The 26,046-nt window shown below is 70.7% G+C and carries 24 protein-coding genes and 1 pseudogene; 16 read left to right on the plus strand and 9 right to left on the minus strand.

The window, feature by feature from the left end; translation table 11 throughout:
- Window positions 1-76: 76 nt before the first annotated feature.
- The 5 genes from AOK11_RS03345 (at window position 77) to AOK11_RS03360 (ending at window position 3,838) form a co-directional block, all read left to right on the plus strand.
- Window positions 77-925, plus strand: a complete 849-nt coding sequence (locus AOK11_RS03345; protein ID WP_055592136.1) for a phosphatase — start codon at window positions 77-79, stop codon at window positions 923-925.
- A 129-nt stretch (window positions 926-1,054) separates the two neighbouring features.
- Complete coding sequence (locus AOK11_RS03350; RefSeq protein ID WP_004984898.1) at window positions 1,055-1,267, plus strand: helix-turn-helix domain-containing protein; 213 nt, start codon at window positions 1,055-1,057, stop codon at window positions 1,265-1,267.
- Window positions 1,268-1,422: 155 nt separating this feature from the next.
- Entirely contained in the window at window positions 1,423-1,521 is a 99-nt protein-coding gene (locus AOK11_RS39065) for a 30S ribosomal protein bS22 (protein ID WP_003948845.1), read from the plus strand.
- Window positions 1,522-1,625: 104 nt separating this feature from the next.
- Window positions 1,626-2,696: an NAD-dependent epimerase/dehydratase family protein gene (locus AOK11_RS03355; protein ID WP_055592118.1), complete on the plus strand. Its 1,071-nt coding sequence runs from the start codon at window positions 1,626-1,628 to the stop codon at window positions 2,694-2,696.
- Window positions 2,697-2,710: 14 nt separating this feature from the next.
- Window positions 2,711-3,838, plus strand: a complete 1,128-nt coding sequence (locus AOK11_RS03360; protein ID WP_055592119.1) for a lysophospholipid acyltransferase family protein — start codon at window positions 2,711-2,713, stop codon at window positions 3,836-3,838.
- 105 nt (window positions 3,839-3,943) lie between these two features.
- Here the strand turns inward: AOK11_RS03360 and AOK11_RS03365 are convergent, their stop codons facing one another.
- The 3 genes from AOK11_RS03365 to AOK11_RS03375 form a co-directional block, all read right to left on the minus strand.
- Window positions 3,944-5,194 carry a DUF5667 domain-containing protein gene (locus AOK11_RS03365; protein ID WP_055592120.1) on the minus strand — a complete coding sequence of 417 codons (1,251 nt, stop codon included), beginning with the start codon at window positions 5,192-5,194 and terminating at the stop codon, window positions 3,944-3,946.
- A gap of 266 nt (window positions 5,195-5,460) precedes the next feature.
- Entirely contained in the window at window positions 5,461-6,285 is an 825-nt protein-coding gene (locus tag AOK11_RS03370) for an ECF subfamily RNA polymerase sigma factor, BldN family (protein ID WP_055592121.1), read from the minus strand.
- 476 nt (window positions 6,286-6,761) lie between these two features.
- Window positions 6,762-7,673, minus strand: coding sequence for an HAD family hydrolase (locus tag AOK11_RS03375; RefSeq protein ID WP_055592122.1), 912 nt, complete (start codon window positions 7,671-7,673; stop codon window positions 6,762-6,764).
- A gap of 151 nt (window positions 7,674-7,824) precedes the next feature.
- On the opposite strand from AOK11_RS03375, the gene AOK11_RS03380 reads away from it, so the two are divergent.
- The 6 genes from AOK11_RS03380 (at window position 7,825) to AOK11_RS03405 (ending at window position 14,806) form a co-directional block, all read left to right on the plus strand.
- Window positions 7,825-8,103, plus strand: a complete 279-nt coding sequence (locus AOK11_RS03380; protein WP_206188767.1) for a glutaredoxin family protein — start codon at window positions 7,825-7,827, stop codon at window positions 8,101-8,103.
- Window positions 8,104-8,404: 301 nt separating this feature from the next.
- On the plus strand, window positions 8,405-9,208 hold the full coding sequence (locus AOK11_RS03385; protein ID WP_055592124.1) for a redox-sensing transcriptional repressor Rex: 804 nt from the start codon (window positions 8,405-8,407) through the stop codon (window positions 9,206-9,208).
- On the plus strand, window positions 9,205-10,968 hold the full coding sequence (locus tag AOK11_RS03390) for a glutamyl-tRNA reductase (RefSeq protein ID WP_055592125.1): 1,764 nt from the start codon (window positions 9,205-9,207) through the stop codon (window positions 10,966-10,968). Before AOK11_RS03385 ends, AOK11_RS03390 begins: the two co-directional genes overlap by 4 nt.
- The gene (gene hemC, locus AOK11_RS03395) at window positions 10,965-11,924 is read left to right on the plus strand and encodes a hydroxymethylbilane synthase (protein WP_055592126.1); all 960 of its coding nucleotides are present in this window, start codon (window positions 10,965-10,967) and stop codon (window positions 11,922-11,924) included. The genes AOK11_RS03390 and hemC overlap by 4 nt, the downstream gene beginning before the upstream one ends.
- Window positions 11,921-13,636 carry a bifunctional uroporphyrinogen-III C-methyltransferase/uroporphyrinogen-III synthase gene (locus tag AOK11_RS03400; RefSeq protein WP_055592127.1) on the plus strand — a complete coding sequence of 572 codons (1,716 nt, stop codon included), beginning with the start codon at window positions 11,921-11,923 and terminating at the stop codon, window positions 13,634-13,636. The genes hemC and AOK11_RS03400 overlap by 4 nt, the downstream gene beginning before the upstream one ends.
- A 606-nt stretch (window positions 13,637-14,242) precedes the next feature.
- Window positions 14,243-14,806, plus strand: a complete 564-nt coding sequence (locus AOK11_RS03405; protein WP_240497205.1) for an SET domain-containing protein-lysine N-methyltransferase — start codon at window positions 14,243-14,245, stop codon at window positions 14,804-14,806.
- Between the two features lie 380 nt (window positions 14,807-15,186).
- Here the strand turns inward: AOK11_RS03405 and AOK11_RS03410 are convergent, their stop codons facing one another.
- Window positions 15,187-15,468, minus strand: coding sequence for a DUF397 domain-containing protein (locus tag AOK11_RS03410; protein ID WP_055592128.1), 282 nt, complete (start codon window positions 15,466-15,468; stop codon window positions 15,187-15,189).
- Entirely contained in the window at window positions 15,465-16,250 is a 786-nt protein-coding gene (locus AOK11_RS03415; RefSeq protein ID WP_107098491.1) for a helix-turn-helix domain-containing protein, read from the minus strand. Before AOK11_RS03415 ends, AOK11_RS03410 begins: the two co-directional genes overlap by 4 nt.
- Window positions 16,251-16,459: 209 nt before the next feature.
- Between AOK11_RS03415 and AOK11_RS03420 the strand changes: the two genes are divergently transcribed.
- On the plus strand, window positions 16,460-16,915 hold the full coding sequence (locus AOK11_RS03420; protein ID WP_055592129.1) for an ATP-binding protein: 456 nt from the start codon (window positions 16,460-16,462) through the stop codon (window positions 16,913-16,915).
- A gap of 12 nt (window positions 16,916-16,927) precedes the next feature.
- Here AOK11_RS03420 and AOK11_RS03425 read toward each other — a convergent pair whose 3' ends face one another.
- Entirely contained in the window at window positions 16,928-17,218 is a 291-nt protein-coding gene (locus tag AOK11_RS03425; protein ID WP_055592130.1) for a DUF6087 family protein, read from the minus strand.
- A 267-nt stretch (window positions 17,219-17,485) separates the two neighbouring features.
- Between AOK11_RS03425 and AOK11_RS03430 the strand changes: the two genes are divergently transcribed.
- Complete coding sequence (locus tag AOK11_RS03430; protein WP_206188768.1) at window positions 17,486-17,638, plus strand: hypothetical protein; 153 nt, start codon at window positions 17,486-17,488, stop codon at window positions 17,636-17,638.
- A 76-nt stretch (window positions 17,639-17,714) separates the two neighbouring features.
- Here the strand turns inward: AOK11_RS03430 and AOK11_RS03435 are convergent.
- Window positions 17,715-18,218 (minus strand): annotated as a pseudogene (locus AOK11_RS03435) (SMI1/KNR4 family protein).
- A gap of 332 nt (window positions 18,219-18,550) precedes the next feature.
- On the opposite strand from AOK11_RS03435, the gene AOK11_RS03440 reads away from it, so the two are divergent.
- The gene (locus tag AOK11_RS03440; protein ID WP_055592132.1) at window positions 18,551-19,543 is read left to right on the plus strand and encodes a helix-turn-helix domain-containing protein; all 993 of its coding nucleotides are present in this window, start codon (window positions 18,551-18,553) and stop codon (window positions 19,541-19,543) included.
- 42 nt (window positions 19,544-19,585) lie between these two features.
- Here the strand turns inward: AOK11_RS03440 and helR are convergent, their stop codons facing one another.
- Window positions 19,586-21,763 (minus strand): RNA polymerase recycling motor ATPase HelR, encoded by a 2,178-nt coding sequence (gene helR / locus AOK11_RS03445; protein WP_240497206.1) that lies wholly within the window; start codon window positions 21,761-21,763, stop codon window positions 19,586-19,588.
- A 700-nt stretch (window positions 21,764-22,463) separates the two neighbouring features.
- On the opposite strand from helR, the gene AOK11_RS03450 reads away from it, so the two are divergent.
- On the plus strand, window positions 22,464-23,120 hold the full coding sequence (locus AOK11_RS03450) for a lamin tail domain-containing protein (protein WP_240497207.1): 657 nt from the start codon (window positions 22,464-22,466) through the stop codon (window positions 23,118-23,120).
- Window positions 23,121-23,417: 297 nt separating this feature from the next.
- Here the strand turns inward: AOK11_RS03450 and AOK11_RS03455 are convergent, their stop codons facing one another.
- On the minus strand, window positions 23,418-24,758 hold the full coding sequence (locus tag AOK11_RS03455; protein WP_055592134.1) for an NAD-dependent succinate-semialdehyde dehydrogenase: 1,341 nt from the start codon (window positions 24,756-24,758) through the stop codon (window positions 23,418-23,420).
- Between the two features lie 120 nt (window positions 24,759-24,878).
- On the opposite strand from AOK11_RS03455, the gene AOK11_RS03460 reads away from it, so the two are divergent.
- On the plus strand, window positions 24,879-25,517 hold the full coding sequence (locus AOK11_RS03460; protein WP_055592135.1) for a TetR/AcrR family transcriptional regulator: 639 nt from the start codon (window positions 24,879-24,881) through the stop codon (window positions 25,515-25,517).
- Window positions 25,518-26,046: the final 529 nt, after the last annotated feature.

A 26,046-nucleotide genomic window follows, 5' to 3' on the forward strand; every position in this document is an offset into this window, starting at 1 on the left:
TGCCCCTCCCGCCGGTCTGCCCGCTGCCCCTCCCGCCGACCTTCCCCTCGGCCTGTCCGCCGCCCCTCCCCCTGGCCTGTCCGCCGATCCGCCGGCGGGCCCGCCCGTCGTCCCGAGTGCCGCCGGTCTCCGTGCGCATCTGCTGGCCGCCCGGCTGTCCGGGACCGTGGCCACCACGAGGGAGGAGAGCCTGCGGAGCTACCGGCTCTTCGCCGCCCGGGACCCGCGCGCACTGATCGGCCTCGAGCCGGAAGGGACGTGGGGGCAGCGGGAATTGATCGAGCTGATGGCGGCCAGGTGTGGTGTTTCGGCCGATCCTCGGCACGTTTCCGGGCATGATGTGATCGACCCGGAGCGGACCCTGGTTGCTCTGGACGCCTATGCGGAGCGGATCGCGGCCGCGGCCCGGAGCGGTGCGCCCGTGCTGCTCGGCACCGGTCACCCGCACCGGCTGCTCGGTTTCTACGCAGCTCTGGCAGACGCTCTGTCGGCGGCGGGATGTGAGGTCCTCACCCCTGCGCAGGGTCGCTGTGTCGACATAACGACCCGGTTCGGTCTACGCACGCACAACCTCGACTACGTACGAGGAGTCGCGCTGGTCCGGGGCGCACGTCCCGAACGTCCCGGTGGTGAACCCGGCGCACACACGCACTCCCCGCTCCCGGTTCGGACCGTGCTCGCCGCGGCCGCCGAGGCCGGCGGGCCGCTTCCCGAGCTGGTGATCGGAGATCACGGCTGGGCCTGCGGGGCAGGTCAGCTGGGGTTCGAGGCCATCGCGCTGGCCGACGTGAACGACCCCGCCCCGTTCGTGGGGGAGGCCGAGGGGTGCCTCTCGGTGGTCGTTCCACTTGATGACGGTGCGCGGTCCGCTTACTACCTGCCGCTGGCCCGCTACGTACTCAATCGAGCGTGTCTGTCACAGTAGGCCGCCGATGGGTGCACCTCTTCCCCACTCGCATCACCCGCCCCTACATTGGGGAGTGAGCACGCAACGACGAAGAGTCACCGGAAGGGGAAGCCGGTGCCCGTCGAGTGCGGAAGGTTCAGGTGTGTCATGGCTGCAGCTGGCGAGAGGCCTCTGAACGAGGTTCAGTTCCTTACCGTGGCGGAAGTCGCCTCGGTGATGCGAGTGTCGAAGATGACCGTGTACCGCCTGGTGCACAGTGGTCATCTGCCCGCGATCCGGGTGGGGCGGTCCTTCCGCGTCCCGGAGCAAGCGGTTCACGAGTACCTCCGCGAGAGCTATGTGGGGGTGGAAACGGCCTGACGGTGAGCCGGGGAGATCCGCACCAAGACACTCACGGGCCTCCCCGGTCGTCTCGATTACGACCTCAGCGCTCGGGCGGGTAGGCTGGCCCCTCGTAGGTCGTGTGGGCCCATGGCGCCCAAACACCGAGTGATGAGAAGTGAGCGAGGGTAGTCGTGGGCTCTGTTATCAAGAAGCGGCGCAAGCGGATGGCCAAGAAGAAGCACCGCAAGCTGCTCAAGCGCACGCGCGTTCAGCGTCGCAACAAGAAGTAAGCGACGACGCGGAAGCGTGTTCAGTGGCCCCCCACCGATGCGGTGGGGGGCCACTGTCATCACATGGGTCGGACTCGTGGCGAAGGCAACAGGAAGGCGCTCTCGTGGGGAAAGTCGTGCTGGTGACCGGAGTGGCCCGCCCGCTGGGGGGCCGTTTCGTCCGGAGGATCCAGCGTGATCCGGACGTGGACCGGGTTGTCGCCGTGGACGCGGTCAGGCCCGCGCACCACCTCGGTGGCGCCGAATTCGTCCAGACCGACATCCAGCAGCCCACCGTCGCGCGCGTGCTCGCCGAGTCCGGGGCCGACACCGTCGTCCACCTCGACGTCACGGGCACGCCGCTCGGCAGCGGCAGCAGCCGGACGGCGCTCAAGGAGACCAACGTCATCGGCACCATGCAGTTGCTCGGTGCCTGCCAGAAGTCCCCGACCGTCAAGCGGCTGGTCGTGAAGTCCAGCACGAATGTCTACGGCTCCGCGTCCCGCGACCCGGCGGTCTTCACCGAGACGACCCCGCCCAAGTCCCTGCCCAGTGGCGGCTTCGCGAAGGACGCCGTCGAGGTCGAGGGCTATGTGCGCGGCTTCGCGCGCCGCCGTCCGGATGTCGCCGTGTGCGTGCTCAGGTTCGCCAACATCCTGGGCCCCGCCGCGGACAGCCCGCTCGCCGCGTACTTCTCGCTGCCGGTCCTGCCGACCGTGTTCGGCTACGACCCGCGGCTGCAGTTCGTGCACGAGGACGATGTGATCGACGTCCTGCGCCTCGCCTCGCACGAACCCCGGCGCTCCACGCTCAACAGCGGCACCTTCAACATCGCCGGGGACGGCGTCCTGCTGTTGTCCCAGTGCTCGAGGCGGCTCGGCCGGCCGACTGTGCCCCTGCTCCTCCCGGCGGTCACCTGGGCGGGCTCGCTGGTGCGTACGCTGGGGATGTCGGACTTCTCACCCGAGCAGATCCGGCTGCTCACGCACGGCCGGGCGGTGGCGACGGACCAGATGCGCGAGACACTGGGCTTCACGGCGAAGTACACGACAGCAGAAACGTTCACGGACTTCGTGCGCAGCCGCGGCCCCGGGCTGCTTCCGCCGGAGGCCCTCGCGGGGGCCGTCGACCGGATCGCCGCGCTGCCCCTGCCGGGCACGGGCAGCGGTCACCCCCCGAAGCAGAGCGCCAACTGAGGAGCGCATCAACGATGGCGGACGCCAAGGTCATTCCGTTCGACGACGACCGCTCCCGTGGGGGAGCAGGAGGCGCCGGGGGCGCCGCGCAGCGCCCGGCACGCCGCCGGGGTGCGGGAAGCCGACGACACGGCGCGGGGACTGCCGCGATGGGCGACGTCCAGCCGCTGCCGGGGCGGACGCCCGTCGGGGACGATGCTCCGGTGCCCCGGGAATCCCGTGAGCCCCGTGCAGAGCACGACGGCGGTGCCGCCGCATCCGGCGCCGCCCCCGGCACGGAATCCGGTGCCGGGGACGAAGCCGGCGGCCTGGAGCAGCGGGTCGCGAGCGGGCTGGCCTTCCTGCGCCGCCGGCTCACCGGGGACTACGCGGTGGACGACTTCGGCTACGACGAGGAACTCACCGACCAGGTCCTGATGTCCCTGCTGCGCCCGATGTACGAGAAGTACTTCCGGGTCGAGGTGAAGGGCATCGAGAACATCCCCTCCGAGGGCGGCGCCCTGATCGTCGCCAACCACTCCGGGACGCTGCCGCTGGACGGTCTGATGATGCAGGTCGCCGTCCACGACAACCATCCCGCCGACCGGCATCTGCGGCTGCTCGCGGCGGACCTGGTGTTCATGCTGCCGGTGGTCAACGAACTCGCCCGCAAGCTCGGTCACACCCTGGCCTGCGCCGAGGACGCGGCACGGCTGCTGGAGCAGGGGGAGCTGGTGGGGGTGATGCCGGAGGGCTTCAAGGGCCTCGGCAAGCCCTTCGCCGACCGCTACAAGCTGCAGCGCTTCGGCCGCGGCGGCTTCGTGTCCACGGCGCTGCGCGCGCGGACGCCGATCATCCCGTGCTCGATCGTCGGGGCCGAGGAGATCTACCCGATGATCGGCAACGCCAGGACCGTCGCGCGGCTGCTCGGGTTCCCGTACTTCCCGCTGACGCCGACCTTCCCGTGGCTCGGCCCGCTCGGCGCGATCCCGCTGCCGACGAAGTGGACCATCCAGTTCGGCGAGCCGATCCACACGGAGAGCTACCCGCCGGAGGCGGCCGAGGACCCGATGCTGATGTTCAACCTGACCGACCAGGTCCGGGAACAGATCCAGCACACCCTCTACAAGCTGCTGGTGCAGCGACGGTCGGTGTTCTTCTAGGAAACCCCGTACGCGGTGTGGCGGGCCCCCGGTCGTCGGGGGCCCGCCACACCACGTGTTCCTGTTCTTCGGTTCTCCGGCTCTACAGCCTCCTGATCGGCGTCCTCACTCCGCGTCCTCGCTGTCGATGCCCAGTCCCGGGAGCAGACCGGGGAGGAGGGGCGGGAGGGTGACGTCGGGCCGGGCCGGCGCGGTCGCGCCGCCGCCGGCCGGCGGGGAGGTGCTGGTGTCGCCGCTCTCCACCGGCGGGTCGAGCAGCCTACCGGTGTTGCCGCCGAGCAGGCCCTCGCTCCGGTCGCCGGAGTCGGCGGACCCGCTGGGGGCGCTGCCGCCGGTGCCGTCCTCGTCCGCGGTGCCGTCGGTGCCGGTGCTGGGCATCCGGGAGCGGTCCGTACCGGACGGGTCGCTCGGGGTGGGCCCGGAGTCACCGCGCCGTCCCCTGCCGTCGCCGCCGCCCTCCCGGGACGGGGGCTCGGGGAGCAGGGACTGCAGCGGGGCGACGTCCTCGTCTATGGCGTCGAACACCGACGAGACCTGCTCGCTGACGTCACCGAGCTGCGGGGGCAGCCGGTCGCGGAGGGAGCCCCAGGCCTGCCGGTGCGTGTCCGAGAAGGCGGAGAGGGCCTGCATGGGGCGCAGGGAGTCCGGGTCGTGCCGGTACGCCTCGCGCAGCAGACGATGGCCCTCGGACGCGTCGTGCCGCATACCGGACAGGGCGCGGCGGATCTCGCCGAGGGATTCGTGGTCGAGAGGGCCGCTGCGGCCGCGCTCCATCAGTCGGCGGGCCTCGCCGAGGCGGGTGGAGGCGTGGTCGAGGAAGACGCGGCCCCGCTCGTCGTTTCCGTCGGCCAGGCCGAGCTTGACGTCCTCTATGCCGCGCTTGAGACCGTAGAGCGAGTCGCCGGGCAGGGCGTCGGAGCTGGCGGCGGCGACTCCGCCGAAGGCGCCCGCGGCCACGGTGACGCCGAGTCCGCCCGCGGTGAGGCCCTTGGCCAGGCGCGAGCGCGGTCTCAGCTTCCCCAGCGGGGTTGCCCGGTGTGCGCCCCGGGCGCGGCGTGAACGCTGATCGGGTACGGACGAATCCGCTGCCTCGCCCGCGGCGGTGCCTTCTTGGAGCATGGCCTCGAACGCGGCCATCAGTCGGGCCCGATGGACGACCTTGACCTCGGGATCCAGCTCCGGCTTGGGCAGCTCGCCGAGACCGGCGGCCAGCGTGAGCAGCCGCGCCTGTTCGGTCTCCGCGGCGGCCGGGGCCGATCCTTCGGACTGCTCGGCCGCCGTGCCCCGGTCGGACTGCTCCTCCAGAGCCTGGGCGAAGGCGTTCGCCCGCCGGTGCGCCGATACGTTCGCGATCACTGGCGGCACCTCCTCTCATCATGACGGTCGACTCCCCAGGGGATCCTGAGGGTTCCACCCCCTGACCATGTCCACACGATCGGGTGATCGAAGTGGGTCGGGGGGTGACCACAGGGAGCCTGCATCCCGCACAACGAGCGGCCCGGTACTTGGGTTACGCGCGCCGGTGGGCCGGTTCGCGAAGTCAACGCAGCGTCATTCACAGCGGGTCTACCATCACTGATGGTGATGCGTCAGCAGCGGATCCGTTCCGTTCGGCGGGCCGCTCACCGCGTGTCCTCGGGAAGGAGCCGGGCGAGGGTGCGGACGGCCCGGTACTGGAGGGTCTTGATCGCTCCCTCGTTCTTGCCCATCACGCGGGCGGTCTCCGCGACGGAGAGACCCTGGAGGAATCGGAGCGTGACGCATTCGCGCTGTTGGGGGTTGAGACGTCGTACGGCATCGAGGAGGGCGGCATTGGACAGGTATTCGAGGACGGAGTCCTCGGGGGATCGCGCGACCTCGTTGGCGTCGAGCATCTCCCCGGTGGTGACCTCGAGGCGGAAACGGCTGGACTTGAAGTGGTCGGCCACGAGATTGCGGGCGATGGTGACGAGCCAGGCGCCGAAGTCGCGCCCCTGCCAGGTGAAGGTGCCGATGCGGCGCAGGGCCCGCAGGAAGGTCTCGCTGGTGAGGTCCTCGGCGTTCGCCTTGCTGCCCACCCGGTAGTAGATGTAGCGGTACACGGTGTCGCTGTACTGGTCGTAGAGCCGTCCGAAGGCATCGGCCTCGCCCGCCTGGGCGCGCTCCACGAGCTCCATCATCCTGGCGCTGTCACTGTCCGCGGCGGGACGGCGGGCGGTGGTGGCGCCGGACGCACGTCCGCGTCTGCCCGCCGTGGTGCTGTCCTCGGCGAGGGCGTAACAAGGACCGACGGGCGCGTCGGCGACGGTGGGGCAGGGGCCGGCGGGCGCGGTGGTGTAGACGGGGACGGCGTATGCGGGGACGGCGTATGCGGCGGGGGCGAAGCCGCGCAGCAACTCCCGAGCCGCCGTGACTGCTGTGCGCAGTGCGGTCAGGCCCGGGTCGTCAACCCCGACGTGTGGGTACACGGGACTCCCAGAGGCAGAGCTTCCATCACGTGCAGTGCGGGACCTTTCACCCGTCGTAGCGACGGAAGGGCACCGGTTTGCGTCTGAGGAGAATAACGCTTCGTGCAGGCGCTGCTACGCCGAGTTGCTGAAATCGTCGATTGCGTCGTTTCCGTGACCTATTGACGATTGATCAAGCGCCTGATGGTGACCGAATGTTGACCGAAATGCTTCGCATTTAGGTTCGGTGCGGGATGTGTTGTGGCCGTGTGCAGCCAAGAGGGCTGGACAGCGGGGTTGCGGGGTGCGGCAGTTGGATTGGCCGGGTTTACGGGGGAGGCGCCACTTCTGTTCCCCGTTGATCGGACCGGCGGCCGTACGGGTGTCCGTCGCCGCGGAGTTGACCGGCCCGCCCCGGCCGACCGGGGCGGATGGCGCGGCCGAGGCCGCCGGCGCCGGCACCCGGAGTGTGCCGTGCGCCGGATGCGGCGCCGGATTCAGCGGCGGCGTCGGTGCATCGCGATGGCGGCCGCCGTGCCGCCGGCCACCGCGCCCACGCCCGCCGCCGCGGGGATGCCGACCTTCGCGGCCTTGCGCCCCGTGCGGTAGTCCCGCAGGCGCCAGTCCATGGCGCGGGCGTGCTTGCGCAGCTTGGAGTCCGGGTTGATCGCGTACGGGTGCCCGACCAGGGAGAGCATCGGGATGTCGTTGTGGGAGTCGCTGTACGCCGCGCAGCGGCTCAGGTCCAGGTTCTCCGCGGTCGCCAGCGCGCGTACGGCCTCGGCCTTCGCCGGGCCGTGCAGCGGCTCGCCCACCAGTTTGCCGGTGTACACGCCGCCGAGGGACTCGGCCACCGTCCCGAGCGCCCCGGTCAGGCCCAGCCGGCGCGCGATCACCTGGGCGATCTCCACCGGCGCCGCCGTGACCAGCCACACCCGCTGGCCCGCGTCCAGGTGCGCCTGCGCCAGCGCCCGCGTGCCCGGCCAGATCCGCTCGGCCATGTACTCGTCGTAGATCTCCTCGCCGATGGACTTCAGCTCGGAGACCCGGTGTCCCTTGACGATGGAGAGCGCGGAGTCGCGCGCGTCCTGCATGTGCTCGGGGTCCTCGACGCCGGCCAGCCGGAACCACGCCTGCTGCCACGCGAACCGGGCGAGGTCGCGGGTCTCGAAGAACTTCCGCTTGTACAGGCCCTTGCCGAAGTGGAACAGGGCCGCGCCCTGCATCACGGTGTTGTCCAGGTCGAAGAAGGCGGCAGCCCGCTCGTCGCCGTGAACCGGGAAATCCGGTTCGCGGTCGGAAACTTCCTGGGTGGACTTGCGTGCGGCCTCCGCCGAGGCCTCGCCTGCCAACACGCTCCGCGCCGTGGCGGAGCGCCTACGGGGGGTGAGCCATCCGAGAGCGGCCATGGCGTGAGCATAGCCAGTTCACCCGGCGGTTCCGGAGTCGAGAGGTGGGGACACCGTGAACTCTGCACGTCCGTGTCGTTAAAGCACCCCTCCCGGCCCACCGGGAACCGGTGGCCGCAGAGGGGTTCCCCTGTCCCGTCGCGGGGTGAGAATGGCTGGCATGAGTCCGCTCTTCCGCCGCAAGGCTCCGCAGGATCGTCTCGTCACGCTCGTGGGCAAGCCCGGCTGTCATCTGTGTGACGACGCCCGGGCCGTGGTGGAGAAGGTCTGCGGTGACCTCGGGGCCGCATGGGAGGAGAAGGACATCACCCAGGACCCGGAACTGCACGAGCAGTACTGGGAGCAGATTCCCGTCGTTCTCGTCGACGGCCGTCAGCACACGTTCTGGCGCGTCGACGAGGTCCGCCTCCGCAAGGCCCTGGCCGACTGAGAGTGTGACTGACCGACCAGTACAAAGCGACGGGAAAGTCGCTTAGGATCGATGGCGGTCAGGTCTCGGGGGCGGGATACACAGAGGAGAGTGTGCGGTTTTGCCCCCAGAACAAAGGGAGCGATGGTGCTCGCGCGCCGGTTCCATACGCGTGCGCCGGGGGCGCGTGACCCCGGTCACTTTGGGTGGGCAAAACGGACACTATCTTTGTGCACGCGTTCACAAAGACATAGCCTGCATTCGACGGGGCGGTCCGGGGACGTATGACCGCCTGAAGCCCCGCTCTACCCGCAGGAGCACCGTGGCAACTGGCCGAACTCACCGACCGGCGACCCGTAGCCGAGGGATTCCCGAGGCCACCGTCGCCAGACTTCCGCTGTACCTCCGCGCCCTCACCGCGCTCTCCGAGCGCTCGGTGCCCACAGTCTCCTCGGAGGAGCTGGCGGCCGCCGCGGGCGTCAATTCCGCGAAGCTGCGCAAGGACTTCTCCTACCTGGGCTCCTACGGGACCCGGGGTGTCGGTTACGACGTCGAGTATCTCGTGTACCAGATCTCCCGTGAACTCGGCCTGACCCAGGACTGGCCGGTTGTGATCGTCGGGATCGGTAACCTCGGTGCCGCGCTCGCCAACTACGGAGGGTTCGCCTCCCGCGGTTTCCGGGTCGCCGCGCTCATAGACGCCGATCCCGCGATGGCCGGAAAGCCCGTCGCCGGGATCCCGGTGCAGCACACCGACGAACTCGAGAAGATCATCCAGGACGAGGGCGTGTCGATCGGCGTCATCGCGACGCCCGCCGGTGCCGCCCAGCAGGTCTGCGAGCGTCTCGTCGCCGCGGGGGTCACCTCCATCCTGAACTTCGCGCCGACCGTGCTGTCCGTCCCGGACGGGGTCGACGTGCGCAAGGTGGACCTCTCCATCGAACTGCAGATCCTCGCCTTCCACGAGCAGCGCAAGGCCGGTGAGCTGGCCGCCGCCGGGACCGTCGTCCCGGCCGTCGCCGCCCGCCAGGAGTCCGCCGCCGTGCGCCGGGGCACTGCCGTCGGCCAGGAGTCCGTCGCCGACCAGGGACCCGACGGGGACGTACCCGCCGTGATGCCGACATGAGTCTCCTCGTCGTCGGACTGAGCCACCGCAGCGCGCCGGTCAACATGCTGGACCGGGCCTCGCTGAGCCTGGACGCGCAGACCAAGCTGCTGCAGGACACGGTCGCCGCCGAGCCGGCCACCGAGGCCGCGGTGCTCGCCACCTGCAACCGCATCGAGCTGTACGCCGACGTGGACAAGTTCCACGCCGGTGTCGCCGAGCTGTCCACGCTGCTGGCCCAGCACAGCGGGGTCGGCCTGGAGGAGCTCACTCCCCATCTCTATGTGCACTACGAGGACCGGGCCGTCCACCACATGTTCTCGGTGGCCTGCGGACTGGACTCGATGGTGGTGGGCGAGGGGCAGATCCTCGGCCAGATCAAGGACTCGCTGGCGCGTGCGCAGGGACTGCACACCGCCGGCCGGCTGATGAACGACCTGTTCCAGCAGTCGCTCCGGGTCGGCAAGCGTGCCCACTCGGAGACCGGCATCGACCGCGCGGGGCAGTCCCTGGTCACCTTCGGCCTGGAGCAGCTGGCCCTCGGCACGCCCGTCACGACCTGGGCGCAGGGCAGGAAGGCCCTGGTCATAGGCGCCGGTTCGATGTCGTCGCTGGCCGCGGCCACGCTCGCGCGGGCCGGTGTCGCCGAGATCGTGATCGCCAACCGCACCGCCGACCGTGCCGAGCGCCTCGCCGAGATCCTGACGGAGGACGACGGCACGGAGGTGCTGGCCCGCGCGGTACCGATGGAATCGGTGCCGTTCGAGCTGACACGTGCCGACGTCGTCGTTTCCTGCACGGGCGCGACCGGGCTCGTCCTCACCGCCGAGGCGATCGCCGCCGGTGTCGAGGGCCGGGTCGGGGCGCAGCCGGAGACCGTGCGCGGCAAGGCGCCGGAGACCGTGCGCGGCGAGGTGCCGGAGGCGCGGACGGCGCCCCTGCCTCCCGTGAGCACCGGTGCCGACGAGGACTGCCCGCTGGACCTGGCCTCCGTGCCGCCCGGCTTCTCCGTGATGGGCGAGGCGGCCGTCGCCGGCATGGACGCGGCGACGCTGGAGCAGCACGCGGCGTGGGCCGCGGGCGGCACCGTCGACCGCCGCCGGGCCGCCCGGCGTGGCGGCGACGCGGACCGGGCGGACCCCGAGCTGATCGGCGCGCTGGCCGCGACCGCGGCGAGCGTCGGCCGGATCCCCGAGCGGCGCCGTCCGGAGCCGGTGGCCGAGCCGCCGCGCCCGGAACCCGTGCTGTACCTGCTCGACCTCGCGATGCCCCGCGACATCGACGCCGCCGCGCACCGCCTCGCCGGGGTGCGGCTGGTCGACATCGAGCGGCTCGCGGAGGCGTCCGCGGACGCTCCGATGGCTGCCGATGTGGACCAGGTCCGGCGTATCGTCTCCCACGAGGTGGCAGCGTTCGGAGCGGCACAGCGGGCCGCGCACATCACACCGACCGTGGTCGCCCTGCGCACCATGGCCGCGGATGTGGTGGCCGGTGAGATCGCCCGCCTCGAGGGCCGGCTGCCCGGCCTGGACGACAAGCATCGCGCGGAGATCACCCAGACCGTGAGGCGGGTGGTCGACAAGCTGCTGCACGCGCCGACCGTGCGGGTCAAGCAGCTCGCGGCCGAACCCGGCGGCGCCGGGTACGCGGACGCGTTGCGCACCCTGTTCGACCTCGACCCCGAGACGGTGGCCTCCGTCTCCCGAGCCGAGGAAAGCAACGAGAAGAACGCGAAGATCGCGACGAACGCGAACATCGCAGAGAACCGAGGGCCGGCATGACTGGAAAGGCACTGAGGCTCGGGACCAGGCGGAGCAAGCTCGCCATGGCCCAGTCCGGGCAGGTGGCGGATGCCGTGAGCCAGGTGACCGGACGGCCTGTCGAGCTCGTCCCGGTCACCACGTACGGTGACACGTCGCGCGAGCACCTCGCGCAGATCGGCGGGACCGGCGTCTTCGTGGCCGCGCTGCGCGAGGCACTGGTGCGCGGCGAGGTGGACTTCGCGGTGCACTCGCTGAAGGACCTGCCGACCGCGCCGCACGACGAGCTGGTCCTGGCCGCCGTACCGGTGCGCGAGGACCCGCGGGACGTGTTGATCGCACGGGACGCGCTCAAGCTCACCGACCTCCCGCGCGGCGCCCGCATAGGCACCGGATCGGCACGTCGCATGGCCCAGCTGAACGCGTACGCGGTCAGCCAAGGCCTGGATTTCGAGACGGTGCCGATCCGTGGGAACGTCGACACCCGGATCGGGTACGTCACCAGCGGTGAGCTGGACGCCGTCGTGCTGGCCGCCGCCGGCCTGAACCGGGTCGGACGCAGCGACGAGGTGACCGACTTCCTGTCGGTCGACACGGTTTTGCCCGCCCCCGGCCAGGGGGCCCTGGCGGTCGAGTGCTCCGTGCGCGACACGGAGCTGATCGCCGCGCTCGCCGAGCTCGACGACCCGTTCACGCGGGCCGCCGTGACGGCCGAGCGGTCTCTGCTCGCCGCCCTGGAGGCCGGCTGCACCGCCCCTGTGGGGGCGCTGGCCGACCTGCTGACGGACGGGCCGATTGTCAAGGAAATGCGCCTGCGGGGCGTCGTCGGCACGACCGACGGCACCAGGCTGGTGCAGTTGTCCACCACCGGTCCCGTGCCCGAGACGCATGAGGCGGCGATGGCGCTCGGTCGCGACCTCGCCACCGAGATGCTCGCGCAGGGCGCGGCCGGTCTGATGGGGGAGCGAGCACTGTGAGCCCCACCACCCTTCCACCCCCTCCGGAACACGGGCACGTCACCTTCCTCGGTGCCGGACCCGGGGATCCGGGGCTGCTGACTCTGCGCGCCGTCGAGGCGCTGGCGAACGCGGACGTTCTCGTCGCCGAGCACGAGGTGCTCGACGTCGTACGCCGGCATGCCAGGCAAGGCGTCGCCGAGGTGCCCACGGAAACGGACTCGGCGGGTTCTTCCGCGCTGTCCGCTCCGGGCACAGGCACGCCTCAGCTCAAGGTTGTTGACGGAGCGTCAACAACCGTAGGCGCACCCGCGGTGCGGGATGCGGGACATCTTGTCATGGAGGCCGCGCGGGGCGGCAGGCGGGTCGTCCGTGCGGTGTCGGGTGATCCCGGCCTCGACGCGTACGCCGCCGAGGAGATGCTGGCGTGCGTGGCGGCCGGGGTGCCCTTCGAGGTCGTCCCCGGTGTCGCGGCCGCGGTCGGCGTGCCCGCGTACGCCGGTGTGCCGCTGCGGGACGCGCACGGCGCGGACGTGCGGTTCGTGGACGCGCGCACCGCGTCCGACCGGTGCTGGACCGAGGTCGGGGCGTCGGACGGCACGGTGGTCGTCTCCTCGACGCTCGACTCGGTGGGCGCGGCGGCGGGCGAACTGGTGTCCGCCGGTCGCAAGCCCGACACCCCGCTGACGGTGACCGTCGCGGGCACCACGACCCGGCAGCGCACCTGGACGGCGACGCTCGGCACGATCGCGCAGACGCTGAAGCAGGCGAAGGTGCTGCCGTCGCCCGACGGCGGCCGGCCGGTCATAGCCGTGGTCGGTGAGCGTTCCGCACCCGCCCAGCGCGACCGGCTGTCGTGGTTCGAGTCCAAGCCGATGTTCGGCTGGAAGGTGCTCGTGCCGCGTACCAGGGAGCAGGCGGCGTCGCTCTCCGACCAGCTGCGCTCCTACGGCGCGGTGCCGCACGAGGTGCCGACCATCGCCGTCGAACCGCCGCGCACCCCGCAGCAGATGGAACGCGCGGTCAAGGGCCTGGTGACGGGCCGCTACGAGTGGATCGCCTTCACCTCGGTCAACGCGGTCAAGGCGGTGCGGGAGAAGTTCGAGGAGTACGGCCTCGACGCCCGCGCGTTCGCCGGGATCAAGGTCGCCGCGGTGGGCGACCAGACCGCCAAGGCGCTGATCGCCTTCGGCGTGAAGCCGGACCTGGTGCCGAGCGGCGAGCAGTCGGCCGCGGGGCTCCTGGACGACTGGCCGCCCTACGACCCGGTCTTCGACCCGATCGACAGGGTCTTCCTGCCGCGCGCCGACATCGCCACCGAGACCCTGGTGGCCGGTCTCATCGACCTGGGCTGGGAGGTCGACGACGTCACCGCCTACCGCACGGTGCGCGCCTCGCCGCCGCCCGCGGAGACCCGCGAGGCGATCAAGGGCGGCGGCTTCGACGCGGTGCTCTTCACCTCGTCGTCGACGGTACGGAACCTGGTCGGCATCGCGGGCAAGCCGCACAACGTGACGGTCATCGCCTGTATCGGCCCGGCGACGGCGAAGACGGCCGAGGAGCACGGGCTGCGGGTCGACGTCATGGCGCCGGAGCCGTCGGTGCACAAGCTGGCGGAGGCCCTGGCCGACTTCGGCACCCGCCGCCGGCTGGCCGCGCTGGAGGCCGGCGACCCGGTGACCCGGCCGAGCGAACGGCGTCCGGGAGCGCGCAGGCGCCGGTCGACGACGTAACGCTTCACCCCTTCACCCGCTGTGAACCCGTGCCCCGGGGACTGCCGTTCGGCAGTCCCCGGGGCACGGAGTCGTTTCTCCGCAGCCCGTTCGTCCGCCGGCCCGCCCGTCTGGGCAACTGCCCGCCTTCGACAGCCGTGGCCCGGACCGGTCACCGAGATCCTCGGCGACCTCGCGCACGCCGACCGCGTCGCCGTCCTGGTCCTCAGCCCGGTTCCGGCACCACCGGCCTCGACGCCTCCGGCCGGTTCCGCCGTGGCGCGGAGGGCGCGAGGGCTCGGCGTCCGGCCCCGTGGGGTCCGTCACCGGCACGGAGTACCAAGCAACCGCGCAACGGCGTGGTGCCGTTCCGTCGAGCCGGGAACGCCGGGAACGCCGGGAACGCGAGGAACAGACGGCCGGGCAGGGCCCGCGTGGCCATTCGGGCCCTGCCCGTCCCGGGATGGCTGGATATCAGGCGCGAAGCAGTGTCGTGCGGTGCCGTTCGGTTGAGTACCTTTCAAGTGATCAGTCCGAAAAATCATGTGTGCCCCCTCTGGTGGAGGGTTCCGGGGCTGGGGTGTCCGCTTCATCCATGAACGGCCGGCTCGCGGGCAGAGCCGATTCTTGAGAGAGCAGGCCAACGTGAGCGGCGGCTACGAGCTCCAACGAACCGACGCCAAGGGTGAAGGCGTGTTCGCCACCCGGTCCTTTCAGGCAGGCGAGACGGTGATGGTCGGCACCATCGACCGCGAGCTGGACCACAACCATGCACACGCCTCCCAGGTCAGCGAGGGACGGTTCGTGCTGCACGGCGGGCTCATCCCCAAGGTGAACCACTCGTGCGAGCCGAACTGCGGAATCCGCCTCAACGCCGACGGCGCGCACGACCTCGTCGCGCGCCGGCCCATCCCGGCAGAACACGAGATCACGTTCGACTACGCCATGCGGAACTACTCGGTCGATCACTTCGCCGCCCACTGCCGGTGCGGCTCACCACGCTGTCGTGACCGCATCACCGGCTGGAAGGATCTCCCCGCCGAGCGCAAGGCGGCTTACCGGGGCTTCACCGCCCCGTATCTCACCGACTACGACAGCCGCCGCGCCACCGAGTCCGCCGGCCGACTCGCGCGGACCGCCGGTACCGGTACCGGTCGGCCACCACTGGCCGAGGTGGCCGACCACGATTGAGATCGCCGACGGCTCCGTCAGGGCGGTCGCGTCGGTGCGGCGGGCGCCTGCCGCGAAAGAGCTCCGAGCCTTGCCGCTCACCCGAGACCTGCCCCGAACNNGTTCGGGGCAGGTCTCGGGTGTTGGTAGTCCTTGCGGAATCGATGACACTTGCCACTCAACTGTTGGTTGTGCGCACATATGAGCGGGATGTGCACAAGGTGAGGCAAAGTGCTCACGCCGAACGAGGTGAGGGTGTCGGGGGAGCCGCTTGAGTTCGTTGGCGACCGCCGAACCCGGTCGGCCCGGTCGGCGGGACGTCGCCCGCGGCCGGGACTCTCGTACGCCGGAGCCCGGAGGACGGTGCCGCGACTGCCGTATCGCCGCAGTCGCGGCCGACATCAGTAGCTCGTTTCGCTCCGTCGGTGCCCGGAGGCGTACGGCAGGAAGGTCGCCCAGGTGGTGGGGGCGAGGGCGAGGCGGGGTCCGTGGGGGTTCTTGGAGTCGCGAACGAGGATCTGGTCGGGGACAGCCGCCACCTCGACGCAGTCGGGGCCCTCGTCTGTGCTGTAACTGCTCTTCCGCCAGGCCACTTCAACGCAGTCCGGCCCGTCCGATGTGCTGTAGCTGCTCTTCGTCCACGCAGAGTCGGGGGTGGCTCCGGCGTAGGGCTTGAGGGTCATGTCTCTCCAAGCACTGTCTCGATGAGGGCCATCGACTCTCGTGGGCTGAGAGCCTGCGCCCGGATGGTCCCATAACGCATGTCGAGGAGCTGCACTTCCTTCGGATCAGCGATCACACGGCTGATGTGCTGCACCTCGACATGCCCTACCGTGGTGCCGTCCTTGAGTCTGAGCAGTCTGAACGACCCGGCGAGACCCGAGTTCTCCTCATGGCTCAGTGGAAGTACCTGAAGGTCGACGTTGGGGAACTTGGCTACCTCCAACAGCCGTTCGAGTTGCCCACGCATGACCATCCTGCCTCCAATGGGCCGACGGAGCGTCGACTCGCACTGGACAAAACTGAAGAGGGGGCGGGCCGTCGTATCGCTGATGATCTCCTGACGTGCCACGCGGGCTGACAGTCGTTGTTCGAGCTCGTCCGCTGTGAAGGGCGGCCGACGGGCGCTGAAGACCGCCTGCGCGTACTCCATGGTCTGCAACAACCCATGAACAACAGAGTTGTTGTAGGCCCCCAGCTCGACGGCCTCTGCCTCCAGCTTCTTCAAGTCCCGCACTTTCTTCGGGTACCGGACCTCCGCCACGTCCCTCTTCATCGCGGCGATCCGGCCCCCCGCCGACAGCGCCTCGTCCGCGCGGTCCAGGTACTCCGGCCGGGGAATCCGCCGACCTCGCTCCACCGACGAGACCAGTTCCTCCCCGTATCCGATGGCCGCCCCGAACTCCGCTTGCGTGAGGCCGACCGACTCCCGCCACAGCTTCAACTGCCGGATGACCGCACGCATCACACCACCGGCCTCTTCGTCCTCCGGGTCCGTGTTCCACTCGCTCACGTCCCTCACCGCCCTTCGCCGAACCTGTATGTCCAACTCCGGCCGTACGTGGACCGTCACCACGGACGGACCGGACGGAAACCGGGCCGGGCCCGGACGGTCGCGCTCCGCACGGGCACGGGTGCTTCACAGGCTAGGCATACGTGAACACGCTGGGTGACATGAGTGGAGAAATCACCCGAACCGACAGTTCCGTTACGGGCCCCGCATTTTTTGGGCGGCGCTTCACGGTTCCGCTGTCCGCCACCTGGCGCGGGGCCCGGCTGGCGAGGCTACTGGCGACGGAACAACTTCGGTCATGGGGCCTGCCGGTGGATCCGGCCCGGCTGATCGTGGCCGAACTCGCGACGAACGCCGTCCTGCACGGCCGCGTACCCGGCCGTAGTTTTCGGCTCACCCTCGCCACCGCGCCCGGCACGCCGACCGTGCTCCGCGTCGAGCTGACGGACACCCGCGGAGACCGTTGGCCGGAGCGCGGGGAGAAGAGCGGCGACGAGGCGCCCCGCGAGTCCGGCTACGGACTGTTGCTGGTCGAGGAATTGGCCGATCGCTGGGGCGTGTGCGACAGCCCGGTGCCCTCCAAGACGGTGTGGGCGGAGTTGGATCTGAGTAGATGACCTCCCACGTCGTCACGTGGCGGAGTCATCACCGATCGGGCGTTCGTTCACCCACTGCTGTGCTGCGGTGAGGTCGTCGGCTGCCCCGACCACCTGATAGGTAAAGCCGTCCCATTCCTCCAGGGTGCGCGGCTCGTCGGGCCGACGGTGGCCGGCGCCGTCGTGTACGGGACGGTGACGGCGGTACTGGTCCATCGGCGGTCGGCGTCGCTTGTCGAACGCGGCGAGCGGGGCGTTGGCGTCAATGTGAGGGACGGCGCGGGACGGCTGGTTCGGAGGTCCGGGGCGGTGGTGTTTGCCCATGGGTTCGATGGTCTCAGGCGGCGATCGTGGTCAGTCATGCGGCGGCGAGAGCACGCGCCCTGTTGTGTACGTCTTCCACTGCTGACGTCTTGTACGGGTAGGCCGACCGGAACCTCTACGACGCGAAGGAGGCGTTGAGGTGAGCCCGGGCGCGGGTTCGTCACCCCAAGTGCCCGAGAATCGACAGTCCAGGACCTTCAGCTGGATCGGCACTGGCGTGTGTGGTCGTGCTCGCTCTGGACCCTGGTGACGGGCTATGTCGTGCTCATGGCTCACGTGGTCAAGCCAGATGGTCCCTGGGATGAGCAAGCCGTCACCCATTTCGGTTTCGCGGCCGGCTTCGGCTTGGCGTTCTCCGTCGTGATGGCACTGCTGACATGGGTGTTCGTCAAGGCTGAGTGGCTGCGCAGGTGGTGGTAAGCCATCCCCGTGGTGCCGGCCGTCGCCGCGTTGCTGAGGCTTACCCTGCTCGCACCGGTGCTCCGCCCCTCACGGCTCAGCGGCAGAGTTCCTCGATGTCGTTGGTGAAGGTCGGGAATTCGGCACGGGCCTCGGTGATGATGTCCCGGGCCGGGCGGCGCGGAGTGGTGGCGTGTCGCTCGGCGAGCTGGGTGAGGTGCGCGTCCGGACGCGACTTGTGCTCCTCGTACAGCACGGACTCCAGCGGCCCGACGCCGTCGGCCAGCATCCACAGGAAGTCGGACAGGTTCCCGGCCACCACGCCGCACTCACCCTCCGAGCCCATGAACACCACGGGCCGCCCGTACCAGAGGGCGGCGAGGCCGCCGGCTCCGTTCTGTCCGAACACCCGGTAGGCGTCGCCGTCGAGCTCGGGGTTTCCGGTCTACTGGCGCAGCCAGTCGGTGGTCTCCTCGGCCGAGCAGAAGGCCTCGTAGGGCTCGAAGTCGATTCCGTTCCCGTCGTCGTAGTCGAACCCGACGCGGGCTACGTCGGCGAGGGCGAGCGGAAGGCGGTGGTCGTCGCCGGTCATCTCGTTCACGGGCGTACCGTAGCCGCCCGCACTGACATGCGGCCTTCGCGCCGGCGTGCCGGGTAGGCGGCCCACCGGCGCCCGGAAACACGGGACTTGGTGAGCCATGCGTCGGGGCGGCGGGCGGCTAAAAGAACTAAAGAACTTGGGGAAAGAATCTTCCCAACCAACCCAAACCTCGCGAGTGTCACCCGGCCGGGTGAAACGGGACGGTTTGGGTGGCGTGGTGGCTGGTCGGGCGGGCAGTCTCGGCCTCGTACCGCTCCCCACACACTTCGGCCCCCGCCGGGACTGCAATCCCAGTGCGAGGGCCTGACCAACGAGGAAGAAGCACCTTCCTCATGGCTGAGATGAAGCCTAACGTCGCCGTGCTCCCGAGTCAGGGTCTTCGGCGCGCCGCCACCCCCTCCGGTGTCACGCACGTACGTGAGTACCAATCCGATCGGTACTCGATTGTCGGCAACCACCTTGCCCAGCACCGCGCGCTGTCGCTCACCGCGATCGGGCTGGCCGTGTACATCCTGTCGCTGCCGGAGGGGTCGCCCACCGACATCCGGACGCTTGCCGAGCGCTTCCCGGAGGGGCGGGACCGGATCGCCTTCGCGCTGCGGGAGTTGGAGGTCTGCGGCTACCTCGCCCGGGTGTGGGAGCGGACCGCCGACGGGCGGATGATCACGCGTACGTACGCGTACAACGCCCCGGTGCTGACCCGGGAGCGGGTGCATTCGGTCGCGACCTCATCTGCGGGTTCGGCAGTGACGGCGCAGGTGCCGGCGACTCCGGCCTCTGCGGTTCCGCCGACGGCCCTGGTCCTCGTGGACGGGCCCACCGAGCCCGTCCCGGCCGTGGACGAGGAACCGCGCCCCGCCGAACCGGAAGCCGCCGAACCGGATCCGTCCCTCAGCGAGCACTACGGCAAGGCCGTGGATCTCCTGGCGGGGCTGCGTCGTACCGACCGCCGACTGATGCTGTCCCTGCGGGACGTGCGTCGCCTCGCTCCGTACGTCATCGCCTGGTTCGACAACGGTGTGGGCAGAGCCGACGCGATCCACGCCCTGACCGCCGACCTGCCCGCCCTCGTGAAGCACCCGGCCGGCTTCCTCGCCCGTCGATTGCGCGAACTGCTTCCCCCGCCCCTGCCGTCCCTGACGGAGCCCGGCAAGGCGACGGCCCAGGGCAACGACGCGCCGTCCGGGCCCCGCCCCATGGCGGACTGCGAGGGCGGATGCAACCGGGCCTTCCGCGCGCCATGGCCCGGGGCATGGTGCCGCGACTGCCGGGCCGCCGCACTCGCGGCCGGGCGGGTCCCGCCTGCGCCGCCCGGCCCGGTCTGATGCCGTCGGGCCCCGGCCGAGGGTCACTCCTCCTGCGCGCAACTAGGAAGTGAGGACGACCAGTTGCTGGGTCGCCCTGGTCATCGCCACATAGCGGTCGACCGCTCCCTCGATGCCCTCGCCGAACCTGTCCGGGTCGACGAGGACGACCAGGTCGAACTCCAGGCCCTTCGACAGTTCCGGGGTCAGGGAGCGGACGCGGGGCGTCGAACGGAACGTGGGGTCGCCGATGACGCAGGCGATTCCGTTGCCGTCGGCGTGGGCGGCGAGCCAGGTGGCGAGGATCGAGTCCAGGTCGGCGACCGATCCGTGGACGACGGGGAGGCCGTTGCCGCGGATGGAGGTCGGGACGTTGGCGTCCGGGAGGGCGGTGCGGATGACCGGTTCGGCTTCCGTCATCACCTCTTGCGGCGTGCGGTAGTTGATGTTCAGGGTGGCGACGTCGATGCGGTCGAGGCCGATGCGCTGGAGCCGCTCCCGCCACGACTCCGTGAAGCCGTGCCGGGCCTGGGCACGGTCCCCGACGATGGTGAAGCTGCGGGACGGGCAGCGCAGGAGGAGCATCTGCCATTGGGCGTCGGTGAGTTCCTGGGCCTCGTCCACGACGACGTGGGCGAACGGGCCCGCGAGCACGTCCGGTTCGGCCGTGGGCAGGGCGCTCCTGTCGATCAGGCTGTCCCGCAGGTCCTGTCCGTGCAGCATCGTCACCGCGCCCTCGCCGTCGTCGTCGGAGGCGATGACGTTGTCGATGACACCGGCCATGCGTTCGCGCTGGGCGGCGACCGAGGCATCGTGGCGGCGCTTGCGCAGGGACGACTTCGGGTCGCCGAGCCGCTGCCGGGCCGCGTCCAGGAGCGGGAGGTCGGACACCGTCCAGGCCTGGGCGTCCTCGCCCTCGCGCCGCAGGCGCTTGACCTCGTCGGGGTCGAGCCAGGGGGCGCACATGCGCAGGTAGGCGGGGACCGACCACAGGTCGGAGACGATGTCGGTGGGTTCGAGGAGCGGCCAGGCGTTGTTGAGGGCGGTGACCAGTTCGTGGTGGGCGCGCAGCGCCCGCTGGAACAGGTTCGGCGGGACGTCGTCGCCGTGTTTGTCCCCGAGGATCGTGACCAGCTCGTCCCAGATCTGCTCGCGCGCCTCATTGTGAGGGGTGCCCGGTTCCACCGCCTGGAACGCCTCGGCCCAGTCCTCGGCGCTCAGCGGAACGGTGGCCCAGGGGGTGGTCACCGCCATGCCCCGGGCGGGCGGGTCCTCGTAGAACCGTACGGCCGTCTCGATCGCCCTCACCATGGCCGCGGACGACTTCAGGCGGGCCACCTCCGGGTCGGTCTCGGCCGCCGCCCCGGCCCCCTCGGGGACGAGGTCGCGCAGGGTGCAGGTCTGCACGCCCTCCTCGCCGAGGCTGGGCAGGACGTCGGCGACGTACGCCAGGTACGGCTGGTGCGGGCCGACGAACAGCACGCCGCCCCGGCGGTGACCGAGGCGGGGGTCGGAGTAGAGCAGGTACGCGGAGCGGTGCAGGGCGACGACGGTCTTGCCCGTTCCCGGGCCGCCGTCGACGACCAGGGCGCCGCGCGAGCCCGCGCGGATGATGGCGTCCTGGTCGGCCTGGATGGTGCCGAGCACGTCCCGCATCCGGGCCGACCGGTCGCCGCCCAGACTGGCGACGAAGGCGGAGTGGTCGTCGAGCGCGGCGGCGTGCCCTTCGAGTCCGTCGGCGGTGAAGACCTCGTCCCAGTAGTCGCTGATCCGGCCGCCGGTCCAGCGGTACCTGCGGCGGCTCGCCAGCCCCATCGGATCGGCGTGGGTCGCCGCGAAGAACGGCTCCGCCGCGGGGGAGCGCCAGTCGAGCAGCAGGCGGCGGCCCGTGCTGTCGGTGAGGCCGAGCCGCCCGATGTACACGGGCTCGGGGTCGTCCGCGCTCACGATGTGCCCCAGGCACAGGTCCAGGCCGAAGCGGCGCAGGGCACGCAGGCGGGCGGACAGCCGGTGCACCTCCAGGTCCCGGTCCATCGCCTCCCGCCCCACGCCGCCGGGTGCCCTGAGCGTGGCGTCCCGGAGGTCGGACAGCTCGGCGATCGCCTGCTCCAGGCTCTCCGCGATGGCCGTGAAGTGCGCCTCGTCGCCGGAGATCAGCTTCGGGTCGGCCTTGGCGAAAAGACGCTCGGGGAGATCGAACACGCTGGTAGGGCTGATGGTCGGGTGGTTAATCGGCTTCACGAGGATCGATTCTGCGCCATGCCGGGGGCCTTGCCGCAAGCCCCCCGGTGCGCTATAGGTTGAGAGTGGCAAGGAGTGGGTTCACCTCCTTGCCTTCTTGCGGCCCTCTCGCGGCGCTTCCTCGCCGGCTCTCGTCGCCGCCTCGATCGTCACCGCGGGTGGGCAGGCTCTCACCCTGGCGCGATGTCTCGGCGTGCCTCCTGTGCGCACGTCCTTCAGTGCTCGCTCGACGTCTCCGGACAAGGCGCGCTCTTCGGCACCGGGGCCGGCATCGGTGCCGCAGCCCGGGACCGGTCCGGCGACGCTTGCCGCTCCTGTCCCTGCGGAACCGGGTTGAGGAAAGGCATCCACCCCCCTGTGCCGCGCCGGCCCTGTTACTCACTTTCGGGTGAACGACAGGGTGGCGCGCGTGGTGGCGCACCAGGGCGTGACGCTGGCTGAACTGTGACGGACCTGGACAGACCATGGGTTGATGCGTGACGCATCTATTCGAACCATGTAATCGAATGACATATGTGCATCTGGAAACCGAGTATTGCGGACATGTCCTGATTACGTCTCCAGTGGGAGAGCTTCCTACGAAAGAACCCGCTACGGCGGCAGAGTGTGGGACCTCGGCAGTCAGCCGGGACGTACCACTCGGAGAGCGCCGCCCGTCCCTGCACCGGGTGGGCCGGCGCACTAATGCGAAGGGGACCACGTGTCTGCTTCTTCCGCCGCTCGCCGTCTGACCGCTGTCGCCCTGGTGACCGGTTCCGTCGTGGCGGCCGCCGCGCTGCCGGCGTCCGCAGTCCAGGACAGGGGCCCCGACCGTCAGCAGGTCGTCATCAGCGACGTCCAGTACAACGCTCCCGGCCCGGACAGCCGCAGCAACCGTTCGCTGAACGGCGAGTGGGTGAACATCACCAACCGGTCCCGCCAGAGCGTCGACCTGAAGGGCTGGACCCTGCGCAACAGCGAGGGCGACAGGTACACCTTCCGCCACCTGCGGTTGAACGGCCGCTCGACGGTCAAGGTGCACACGGGAGCCGGCCGTGACACCCGCCACGACGTCTACCAGGACCGCCGTCAGCACATCTGGGACAACCGCTCCGACCGGGCCACCCTGTCGAACCGCCGTGGCTCGGTCGTCGACACCGAGAGCTGGGGCCGTTTCCGCGGCAACGACCGCGACGACCGCGACGGACGTGGCCACGACCGCGACGGCCGTGGCGACCGCGACGGACGCGGCCACGACCGCGACGGCCGTGGCGACCGCGACGGACGCGGCCACGACCGCAACGACCGCAACGACCGCAACGACCGTGGCGACCGTGGTAATGACCGCGGCAACGACCGCGGTAACCAGCAGCGCTGATTCACCGTCCCGAGGGCGTGTCACGGCAGCCGGCCGTGACACGCCCTCCGGCGTTCCTCCGGCCCTCGGGCCGGCCGCTGCGGCGGGCCCGGACGGCCCGCCGCAGCGCCATGAGGAGCCCATGCCGGGGGCAGAGCCGGCTCACGCAACGGTGCGGTGCCTCGGGCGTTCCTCCTGCACTCATGGCGTGGACCAGGAACGGGACCGACCGCCCTCGTCGCACTGCTGAGGTGCGACGACCGCTCCTGGCCTCACCTCACCGACCGGATCGAGACGGTCGGCAGCGCACCTGAAGTCCTACTGGGACACCGTGCGGATGAGCTTCTTGTTGACGAATTCCTCGGTGCCCGGGCGGCCGAGTTCGCGGCCGAAGCCGGAGCGCTTGATGCCGCCGAAGGGGAGTTCCGCGCCCTCGGCGCCGACGCCGTTGACGAAGACCATGCCGGCCTCGATGCGGTCGGCGACGCGCTCGGCCTGGGCGGGGTCCGTGGTGAAGAGGTAGGAGCCGAGGCCGTAGGGGGTGTCGTTGGCGATGCGCAGGGCGTCGTCCTCGTCGGCGGCCGGGAAGACCATGGCGACCGGGCCGAAGAGTTCCTGGCGGGCAGCCGCGTGGTCGGTGGTGAGGCCCGTGAGGACGCCGGCCGGGAAGTACGCGCCGCGCCGCTCGCCCTCGGTGTGCAGCGTGGCGCCCTCGGCGACCGCCGCGTCCACCTGGCGGCCCAGGTTCTCGGCCGCCGCCGCAGAGGACAGGGGCGCGCCGGTCGCGCCGGCCAGCAGGCGGGCGGTGAACTTCTCCACGAACGCGTCGTAGAGGTCCTGGACGACGACGAACCGCTTGGCCGCGTTGCACGCCTGACCGGTGTTGTCGAGGCGCGCGGCGACGGCGGAGTCGACGACCGAGTCCAGGTCGTCGGTGGACAGCACGATGAACGGGTCGGATCCGCCCAGTTCCAGCACGACCTTCTTCAGGTGGCGTCCGGCGATCTCCGCGACGGCCGAGCCGGCCCGCTCCGAGCCGGTGAGCGAGACGCCCTGGACGCGCGGGTCGGCGATCACGTCGGCGATCTGCTCGTTGGTCGCGTAGACGTTGACGTACGCGCCCTCGGGGAAGCCCGCCTTCGTGAACAGCCGCTCCAGCAGCGCCGCGGTGGCCGGGCACTGCGGGGCGTGCTTGAGCACGATGGTGTTGCCGATGGCGAGGTTCGGGGCGGCGAACCGGGCCACCTGGTACGCCGGGAAGTTCCACGGCATGATGCCCAGCAGGACGCCCAGCGGGCTGCGCCGGACGACGGCGCTGCCGGGGCCGGAGGTGACGTCGAGCGGTTCGTCGGCGAGGAACTCCTCGGCGTGGTCGGCGTAGTAGTGGTAGATGTCGACGCAGAAGCCGACCTCGCCCTCGGCCTCCGCGAGCGGCTTGCCCATCTCGCGCACGATGCTCGCTGCCAGCGCCTCGCTGTGCTCCTGGTGCAGGTCGCCGATCCTGCGCAGCAGCGCCGCGCGCTCGGCCACGGTGCTTTTGCGGCCCCACGCGGTGGCCGCGTGGGTGGCGGCGGTCAGTGCCGCCTCGACCTCGGCGTCACTGGCGGTCGGGTAGAGCTCGGCGACTTCGCCGGTGGTGGGGTCGGTGACGGCGTACATCAGCGCTCCGGAGAGTGGGGTGCGGGTGGCGTGGCAGCGGTGCTGTGGGGCGGCTGAGGCCGCACATATCGCTGTATGCCCCATTGTCTTATTGGCCACTCACTCAATAACATCCCCGGCATGACGTCAAGGGGCCCGGAAAAGCGTGTCCGCAAGGCGCCGGCCGAGCGCCGCAGCGAGATGGTCACCGCCGCCGCGCGGGTCGGGCTCGCGGAAGGACTGGAGTGCGTCACCCTGCGCCGGGTCGCCGACGAGCTCGGCGTCCGGTCGGGGCTCGTCGGCCACTACTTTCCCGCGGCGGACAGACTCGTCGCCGAGGCCTTCACCAGCGCCACCATGGCGGAGCTCGACAGCCTGCTGCCGGAGATGTCCGCCGACCCCGGCCCCGGCGGTGCGGTGCGTGCGTTGCGGCGGCTCTTCTCGCTCACCTCGAGCGCCGACTTCGACAACGTCAGCAGGCTCTGGCTCAACGCCCGGCATCTGGCACGCTACCGGCCCGTGCTCCGCGATCACGTCATCGAGCAGGACATGCTCTGGTGCCGGCGTATCGAGCGGGTCGTCGCCGCCGGGGTGGAGGCGCGGGACTTCCACTGCGCCGACCCCTGGGCCGCGGCCGTGCGCATCCTCGTCGCGATCGACGGGGCCAGCGCCTACGTCAACACCGGCGCCGGGCACCGTGCCGCCCCGATCGCCGACATGGTCCGTACGTTCGCGGAGACCGAACTCGGCCTGCCGGTCGGCACGCTCGAGTCCTCCTGATGCGGCGTCAGTCAGGCTGACCGGTCCCTGACTCGGTTCTCCGCCCGGCGAGGATCTCACCTCTGCCGGGGCGTCCCGGCGGGCGGCTGCAGCTCGCTCGCCGGGCGGCGGCCCTCGCCACCCGTGTACGGATTTCTTGCTGTCGCATGCCGCCGCCCGGTCGGCCGCCGGCCGCCTCGATCGGCTCTCTGCCGGCCCCTGGAGCCTGTGGGGCCTGTGCGCGGCCGGCCTCCGAGCGCTGCCCGGTGCCACTGATGCGCCCCTTGGTGGCGGTGGTCCTGCGGTGCCTCCGCCCGGCTCTCCGGGGGCCGTTTTCGGCGAGCCCCGTTGTTCCGGCGGACCACTCCTCGGTCGACCTCTTGACACCCGGATCGGCGCTCAGGAGGATGTGAACCATTGGTTCGCTTATTGAACCAGCGAGCCTGATCCTTGGAGGAGAGCCGTGAGCATTCGGGTCCGCAAGATCATCAAGCACATCGACGAGACGAGGCTGGAGAACGGCCGTGTCGTGGACCCGGTGCACCGGGTC

Source organism: Streptomyces hirsutus (assembly GCF_001418415.1).
GTDB lineage: Bacteria > Actinomycetota > Actinomycetes > Streptomycetales > Streptomycetaceae > Streptomyces > Streptomyces hirsutus.